This window comes from Cupriavidus sp. SK-3, assembly GCF_000611145.1.
GTDB lineage: Bacteria > Pseudomonadota > Gammaproteobacteria > Burkholderiales > Burkholderiaceae > Cupriavidus.
The window spans coordinates 1-7,639 of the sequence record NZ_JFJV02000076.1 but is presented as its reverse complement, the minus strand read 5'-3'; the positions used below and the strand labels follow the sequence as shown (position 1 = coordinate 7,639).

The window sequence follows — 7,639 nt, the reverse complement described above, 5'->3', positions numbered from 1 at the left end:
TGGAACACGGCACCATCGTCGAGCGCTTCGCCGCCGCGGAGCTGCAGGCCAGGATGCCGGTGCTGAACGAGTTGCTGGGGGTGTGAGGAACGCTTTATGACGACAATGAATTTTCCCCTTCCCGCCTTGCTGTCCCAGTTGTTGCTGGGGCTGGTCAACGGTGCTTTCTACGCGATGCTGAGCCTTGGCCTGGCGGTCATCTTCGGGCTGCTCAACGTCATCAACTTTGCCCACGGGGCGCTGTTCATGCTCGGCGCGGTGCTGGCCTGGATGGGCATGAGCTACCTCGGGCTCGGCTACTGGGCGATGCTTGTGCTCGCGCCGCTGGCGGTGGCGCTGATCGGGATCGTGATCGAGCGCACGATGCTGCGCTGGATCTACAAGCTCGACCATATCTACGGCTTGCTCCTGACGCTGGGCATCACGCTGGTGATCGAGGGCATCTTCCGTTCGGTCTATGGTGTGTCCGGGCTGCCGTACTCGGCACCGGAGTCACTGGGTGGTGCCACCAACCTGGGCTTCATGATGCTGCCCAACTACCGCGCCTGGGTGGTGGCCGCTTCGCTGGTGGTGTGCTTCTTCACCTGGTACCTGATTGAGAAGACCAGGCTGGGTGCCTACCTGCGTGCGGGCACCGAGAATCCCAAGATAGTCGAGGCCTTCGGCGTCAACGTGCCGCTGATGGTGACGCTGACCTACGGCTTCGGCGTGGCGCTGGCGGCGTTCGCCGGTGTGCTGGCGGCCCCGGTGATCCAGATTTCGCCGCTGATGGGGCAGAACCTGATCATTATCGTGTTCGCCGTGGTGGTGATCGGCGGCATGGGCTCGATCATGGGCTCGATCCTGACCGGCCTTGGCCTGGGCGTGATCGAAGGGCTGACCAAGATGTTTTATCCCGAGGCTTCGGCCACGGCGGTGTTCCTCATCATGGCAATCGTACTGATGCTGCGCCCGTCGGGGCTGTTCGGGAGAGAGAGATGATGCGTCAACCAGCTTGCGCGGCGGTGGCCGCGGGCGAGGCAGGACAGGCAGGACACGCAAGACAGGAGCAGGGCATGCAGAAGAAGCTGTGGTATGGATTGTTGCTGGTGGCGTTGATGCTGGCGCCGATGGCCGGGGCGTATCCGGTGTTTGTGCTCAAGGTGCTGTGCTTCGCGCTGTTCGCCTGCGCCTTCAACCTGCTGGTCGGGTATACCGGGCTGCTGTCGTTCGGCCATGCCGCCTTCTTTGGCGGCGCGGGCTATGCCGCCGGCCATGCCATGAAAGTGTGGGGCGTCACGCCGGAAGCAGGAATGGTGCTGGGGACGCTGGCCGGCGGCTTGATCGGCTACGTGGTGGGGACGCTGGCGATCCGGCGCCAGGGCATCTATTTCTCGATGATCACGCTGGCATTGGCGCAGATGCTGTTCTTTGTCTGCTTGCAAGCGCCAGCCACTGGTGGCGAGGATGGCCTGCAGGCCATCCCGCGCGGCAAGCTGTTCGGCGTACTGCCGCTGGCCGACGACCTGACGCTCTACTACGTGGCGCTGGCCGTCATCGTGGCCGCGTTTGCGCTGATCGTGCGTACGGTGCATTCCCCGTTCGGCCAGATCCTAAAGGCCATCAAGGAGAACGAGCCACGCACCGTCTCGCTAGGCTACGACACCGACCGCTTCAAGCTGATGGCGTTCGTGCTGTCCGCCGCGCTGTCAGGGCTGGCCGGGTCGATCAAGGCGCTGGTGCTGGGCTTTGCCACGCTGACCGACGTGCATTGGGCGATGTCGGGCTCGGTGATCCTGATGACGCTGGTGGGCGGGCTGGGCACGCTGTCAGGGCCGCTGGCCGGCGCCTTGGTTGTCGTGGCGCTGGAGACCAAGCTTGGCGCCATCGGCAGCTTCCTGGCTTCTGCCACGGGCATCGCGTGGTTCGGCTCGCTGGGGGAGTCGGTCACGATGGTGACGGGCGTCATCTTTATCGCTTGCGTCCTGCTGTTCCGCCGGGGCATTGTGGGCCAGCTTGCACTGCTTGAGGGCAGGCGAGTGGCAGGTCGATGGCTACGAGCACCGCGCCTAATCCCCAAACGGTCCAAAGTGGACCAGATAGGGGGAGCTTAATCCAGCTTGATTCGCGCGTCTTTTGCCAGTTGCCGATACTGTGCGATCTCGGCGCGTACGCGCTGGCGGAAATCCTCGGCGCGACCATGTCCGACAACAATAGCGCGTTCGGCGAGCGTATTCTGAAATTCCGGATTCTGCAGGACCGTCTGCAGTTCCACTCGCAGCCGCTCCAGGACTTTCTGCGGCGTACCGCGAGGGGCGGCTATGCCGTACCAGAACGCGCCGCTCGACATGGTGACGCCGACTTCAGAAAAGGTGGGAACTGCGCTGTACTGAGGCAACCGTGCCGCACTGCTGATGGCTAACGGTTTCAGCCGGCCGGCATCAATGAGCGGTTTGGCAACGGCAAGGGGATCGAGGCTCAGATCGATTTGTCCACCGATGACATCGGCAAGTACCTGCATGCTGCCTCGATAGGCTACGGGCGTCATGTCCACTTGGAAGGTAGTGGCAATCATCGCTCCTACAAGGTGGGGGGCCGTCCCTGGGCCTGTGGTGCCATACGTGACCGCGCCAGGCCGCGCGCGCGCTTGTGCCAGCAGGCTGGCGAACGACTCAATGGTGGCGTTCTCCGCGCGGGTCGATACGACAATGGAGGTCTCGCCGACGATGGCGACAGGCGCCCACGTGTCCTCGGCCGCGATCGGCAGACGTGGCCGTAGGGCCGGCAGCATGGAGAAAGTGGTGGAACTGCCCAGTAGAAGCGTGTAGCCGTCAGGGGGTGCCTTTGCTACATGTTCCGCCCCTATCAGCGTGGACCCGCCGGGGCGGTTTTCAATGACCACCGGCTGCCCTAGCCTGAACCGCAGCTTGTCTGCAATCATGCGCGCGATTGAATCGCTAAGCCCGCCCGGACTGAAGGGAACGACAAGGTGCACCGGGCGCTCAGGGAACGAATCCGCATGGGCGGGCGCATTGGTCAGGATGCCTCCGACCAGCAGGGCACAGATATAGAGTTGGCGCATGGAAGTACGTAACAGCATTAGCATCGGCATCGAGGATACGTGGCAGGCGCGTGAGCGGATCGCGGCATGCATAAGCGGCCGTTGAGGCAGGCGGCGCGGATCCTTGAGCAGGGGGGGAAGCGGCGCGGTCGGTTTGCCGTTTACCCTGCGGCCATGTTCACGACCATGCCATCGGCGGCGACCTTGTCCCTCAGTGCCTGCGCCTTGAGTGGATCGCCCCCGATAATTACCACCTTGCCGGCGTCCAGGCGGCGGATCTGCGTGGCCAGTGCCTCTACGGACGTCCTCGGACATCTTGTTAAGGGAAACATCAGGCTCTTGGGCGACATAACCAATTCTCATCGTTGCATGTGCATACACGTGTCGATGATAGCGTCGTGCAGCCGTGACGTCACCCCACTGCAGGGGGCGGGGGGATCGATCCCGATTGCCTGGGGGAAGCCAAGGGGGCACATTGGATCTTCATGACGGCTCCGGACCGCGCGACGGAGATAACCTGACAGAGCCCTGCAGCATGTTTCACGGATGCAACCAGATTTGCCATGTAAGCCTTTCATCCACTGAGAACGCCTGCGTTTAGCCCGTCTACGGTAGAGGCCAGGGGATGATAGTGACATCAACCTAACATTTTTTCTTTCGCCTTAGCACTCTTGGTTGAGACGTACCTCGATTGCTCATACATAGGTTGGACGGCCAAGACAATTTTCGGCGACCCTTTTATCCGACGACGATGAAATATCCTGATCGCGAGTTTCGCGATCTTTACAAGTCTCGTAATGTTCGCGTGTGATGCTCTGATGGGGAAAAAATCGAATCCTATCCACGATTGCTCGGGATACCGGTGATGCGCACATTGATATGTGCGCAATATTGCTCCCTCCCCATCACCCTAATGCATACCTGTGTTTCAGGTTTTTGACACTGTCGCGCCAAGCAGGCGCTGCAGCCTGGTGCTGTGCCAAGAAGTTGTTTAAAAATCAACAGATTGAGATTGCGGCATGGTTATCGCAACTATCTAAATTGCAGGAATCCCCGGCAACGCGCCAGTGCCGCAGAGAAACCAGTCTTGGTACGCGAGATCGTTCGCGCCGGCATGAGCGTATTGGGTCCTGCATATAAAAAAGCAAGTAGGGGAGAGCAAGTGAAAAAACTCTTGCCGTCTTCGGCATGCGCCCTGATTTCCGTCGGAACCAACAACCTGGAAGCCCTATGAAGCACTCTCGCTGGTCAACGTTCTTCCGCGCGGGGCGCTCCGCCCTGATCCTTGCAACACCGCTCCTGGTGACGATGAGCCTGGGCGCAAATGCTGGGACCTTGGCCAAGCCATTGGGGAAGTCCCAGAAATCCTCAGCAGCCAGTCTCGATTCCCAGGCCTATCGTCTGGCGGAGCGCGCATACACGCTGGCGGAAACAGAAGACATTGACGGCGCCAGGAAGGCCGTGGAAGCATCCTTGGAACTCGCGCCCGGCAACCGGGATCGCGAGTTGCTGCGGCTGAGCCTGCTGGTCCGTGCAAACCTCCTCGTCGAAGCGCGCACCTATTCGGAAGGGCTGCTGCGAAAGTACCCAGACCATCAGAAACTCCACGCCCAGCGCGCCTTTCTCGCGCAGCGCCAGCAGGAGTTCACGCTTGCGTCCGAACAGTTTGCTAAAGCGCTGCGGCTTGGCGGATGGAACAGTACCGAAGTCCGAAATCTGCGCCTGGCATGGGCCGACAGCGAACTGAGTGCTGGGCACCCCCAGCAGGCGCTGGAAGCGCTCGAACCGCTTGCCACGCAGAAGGAGTTTGCCGGTGACAGTGAGGTGCAGTCACGCATCGAACAGGCTAAGCGAGGCATTGAGGCGGGACAGAACCGAGGGAGTCAATCTGATTCATCCTAAATTTGCGCGGAAGATCTCTTTTCACGCAGGCCTTGCGCCGCATTCGCGTCAAAACCTGCTTGCGAAGGCCGGGGGCTTACCTGGCGTGGAAAGTCGCGGGCCGCGCAAAGGCGAGGGCGGTCATAATGGCGGAGACGGACGCCGTGCTGCTTGCCGTGCCCGTAGTTTGCCCAAGCAATGAAGGAAACCCTGGAGAGCGGGAGCGAACACGTCACGAAGTTGTGCACACAAAGGGATCTGCGGGAGTTGCTAGACGCGCAGGGCGGCGCTTCGCAGCCGACCGCAGAGAAGGTAATTGCCTACGTTCAAGATCTGTACGAAATTTTTACTGAGACCCAGGCGGAGTTCATGCGCATCGCCGAGGCGCAATACGGGCATTACAACGGCAGCTTGGGGGCATTCGTTGACGAGTTTGCGAAACACGCTCCCGCAGGATCCGAGGTGGTGACGGCCGTTTTAAAGTCTGCCGTCACGGCTGCTAACGGCACATATGACACGGTGAGCAAGGCCGCAAGGCAAGCATCGGAAGTCGTTCGATCCAATGTCGAAGCGACCAGCTCGACGGTGCTCAAGCAGGCGCCGAAAACCAAAGCCGCCTGATCTGCGGTCGGCGCGGGCGCAGGAACGCCGGCACGAAACAAGCGGCGACGCTCCGAAGGGGTATCGTCGCCCGGCGGGGCAGCCGCATTTTCCTCGACCCTTTGGCACAGGATCTGGCCCAATTGCCCGGCGCCCGCGCCTGTGCGCGGCGCCTTTCTCCGACAATTCGATCCCCGATTGCCGTTGCACAAATGCTGCGGATTGGTCGCCGATTGACGCGATGTTTTCAGCAACTGGTTACTTGCCGGACTGGCCGGGCGCGGCTTTCTTTTGCCCTCTAGCCCTTCTGGGCCGCACTTTTGGCCGCGCTCCCTTGCGCTTCGTCCGCGGCGATGGCTACCCGGTTGCGCCCGGACGCCTTCGCCTCGTATAGCGCTTCGTCGCTTGCATTGAAGAAGACCCGCAGGTTGGCGAAACGCGCGCGGTCCTCTGCGATAGCCACACCGATGCTGACTGTAAGCACCTGGTTGGCGCTCCCCAAATTTGGGATCGCCAGGCTCTCGACTGCCGAGCGAATTTTTTCGGCCACGGCGATGGTGCCTTCCATGCCAGTGTTGGGCAACAGCACGGCGAATTCCTCGCCGCCGTAGCGGGCAGCATAGTCGCCAGGCCTGCGGATACTGTCGGCTATGCAGCGGGCAACCGCAGCCAGCGCATCGTCGCCGCCCGCGTGCCCGTAGTGGTCGTTGAAGTTCTTGAAATGATCGACATCGATCATGAGCAAGGACAAGGGCTGCTGGTTGCGCCATGCTCGGCGCCATTCAATGTCGGCGGCTTCATCCAGGGCGCGCCGGCTGCCGATTCCCGTCAGGCCGTCCGTATTGACCATGAGCCGCAGGTGGTTTTCCATCGCCAGCCTGCGCCTGAACTGCCGGGAAATCAGCACCGAGAGCGCGATGAGCATGGCGTCGAGTGCAACGATAAGCCCGCCGAACAGCCACGCCCTTTTGCGCCATTCCGCATAAACGTAATCGGTCGACAGGCCAACGACAACCACGAGCGGGAATCCGGTAACGTGGTGGAAGTCATATAGACGTTCAGTGCCATCCAGTGCGGCAGTGCCAACATAGGATCCTTGCGAGGCTTGAGTAAGCGGAGCGAAGGACGGGCTGCTGGCAATGCTCCGCCCAATGGTGCCTGGCTCATACGGGCGCCGCATGAGAACGATGCCATCGTCCCGCAGCAGCGTGATGGTGCCCCCCGGGCCAAGCTTCGTCCCTTCGAACAGCCTCCTGAAATAGTGGGTACGCAGCGTGCCGACGACGATGCCGGCAAAGCTGCCGTCTGCGTGCGACAGCCTTCGGCTAAGGCCGATCGACTGGCCACCGTCCGTCAGGCGAGGCTGGAACGGCTGGCTGACATACAGTCCGGCAGTGGCCGAATCGCGATGCACCTTGAAATAATCGCGGTCAGAGAGATTGACGGGACGGGGAGGGGTCGAGCGGGAGTCGAGCACAAGGTGGCCTTGCTCGTCCGTCACCAGCAGGGAGCCCATGTCCGTTGCGGTTGTGGAACGGTCAAACAACACTAGCTGGCGGATGGCGGGAGGCAACCGGAGAATCTCGGGATCTTTGACGCCGTCGATCACGGAGTGCATCGACAGCTCATAGATTTCCAGGTTGCGGGCAATATCGTGCTCCAGGATCAGCGATAGGTTGGCGGCCCCTTCCTGTGCGCGGGCATACGCATCCTGGCGCATTTCATGGAGCGCACCGGCCCCTACGGCGGCGATGGCAGCAGCAAGCACAAAGCTGCTGGCCACGAAAAGATTGAGAGATTTAAAGTTCACTTTTTGGCGCGGGCCAAGGTTACGCGGTTGCATGTTCGGGGTTGTCACTCCGCCCAGGCGCGAGCGCGCCGATTGTACTCGCTCAAATACGCGTGCCCGGCATCTGTCCTCGTTGGTCATGTCAAGGGCCGGCGACTGTCAGCGTCAGGCAAGGCAAGAGGTATTGCCCGGCAGTCTCGCCGTGATTTAACATAATGATAATTATGGGTGCGCACACTTGTAGCGGCTAAGCGGTAATGTCTGCTTTTGGCTAAGCTCAAATGTCCGAGTTTGGCCAATGGACTAAACCGCTCGCGCGGTAACCCTCC

7 protein-coding genes and 1 pseudogene are annotated in these 7,639 nt (G+C 61.1%); 5 read left to right on the top strand and 3 right to left on the bottom strand.

From position 1 onward, the window contains the following. From CF70_RS37540 to CF70_RS08470, 3 genes and pseudogenes are all read left to right on the top strand, one after another. Positions 1-86 (top strand): annotated as a pseudogene (locus tag CF70_RS37540) (ABC transporter ATP-binding protein); the annotation flags it as partial. Between the two features lie 10 nt (positions 87-96). Further along, positions 97-981, top strand: coding sequence for a branched-chain amino acid ABC transporter permease (locus tag CF70_RS08475; protein WP_035863003.1), 885 nt, complete (start codon positions 97-99; stop codon positions 979-981). Between the two features lie 74 nt (positions 982-1,055). Continuing rightward, positions 1,056-2,093 carry a branched-chain amino acid ABC transporter permease gene (locus CF70_RS08470; RefSeq protein ID WP_200876718.1) on the top strand — a complete coding sequence of 346 codons (1,038 nt, stop codon included), beginning with the start codon at positions 1,056-1,058 and terminating at the stop codon, positions 2,091-2,093. Here CF70_RS08470 and CF70_RS08465 read toward each other — a convergent pair. Together CF70_RS08465 and CF70_RS08460 are read right to left on the bottom strand one after the other, a co-directional pair. Further along, a complete protein-coding gene (locus CF70_RS08465; protein ID WP_063830440.1) occupies positions 2,090-3,061 on the bottom strand; it encodes a Bug family tripartite tricarboxylate transporter substrate binding protein in 972 nt (323 codons plus the stop codon). The two genes, CF70_RS08470 and CF70_RS08465, sit on opposite strands and share 4 nt — an antisense overlap. Positions 3,062-3,201: 140 nt before the next feature. Further along, on the bottom strand, positions 3,202-3,390 hold the full coding sequence (locus tag CF70_RS08460) for a hypothetical protein (protein ID WP_035863001.1): 189 nt from the start codon (positions 3,388-3,390) through the stop codon (positions 3,202-3,204). Positions 3,391-4,270: 880 nt separating this feature from the next. Here CF70_RS08460 and CF70_RS08455 point away from each other — a divergent pair. Both CF70_RS08455 and CF70_RS08450 read left to right on the top strand, forming a co-directional pair. Beyond that, positions 4,271-4,942 (top strand): hypothetical protein, encoded by a 672-nt coding sequence (locus CF70_RS08455; RefSeq protein WP_035862998.1) that lies wholly within the window; start codon positions 4,271-4,273, stop codon positions 4,940-4,942. A 177-nt stretch (positions 4,943-5,119) separates the two neighbouring features. Next, positions 5,120-5,542, top strand: a complete 423-nt coding sequence (locus tag CF70_RS08450; protein WP_051648157.1) for a phasin family protein — start codon at positions 5,120-5,122, stop codon at positions 5,540-5,542. Between the two features lie 277 nt (positions 5,543-5,819). On the opposite strand, the gene CF70_RS08445 is transcribed toward CF70_RS08450, so the two are convergent. Beyond that, complete coding sequence (locus CF70_RS08445; RefSeq protein ID WP_051648156.1) at positions 5,820-7,364, bottom strand: sensor domain-containing diguanylate cyclase; 1,545 nt, start codon at positions 7,362-7,364, stop codon at positions 5,820-5,822. Positions 7,365-7,639: the final 275 nt, after the last annotated feature.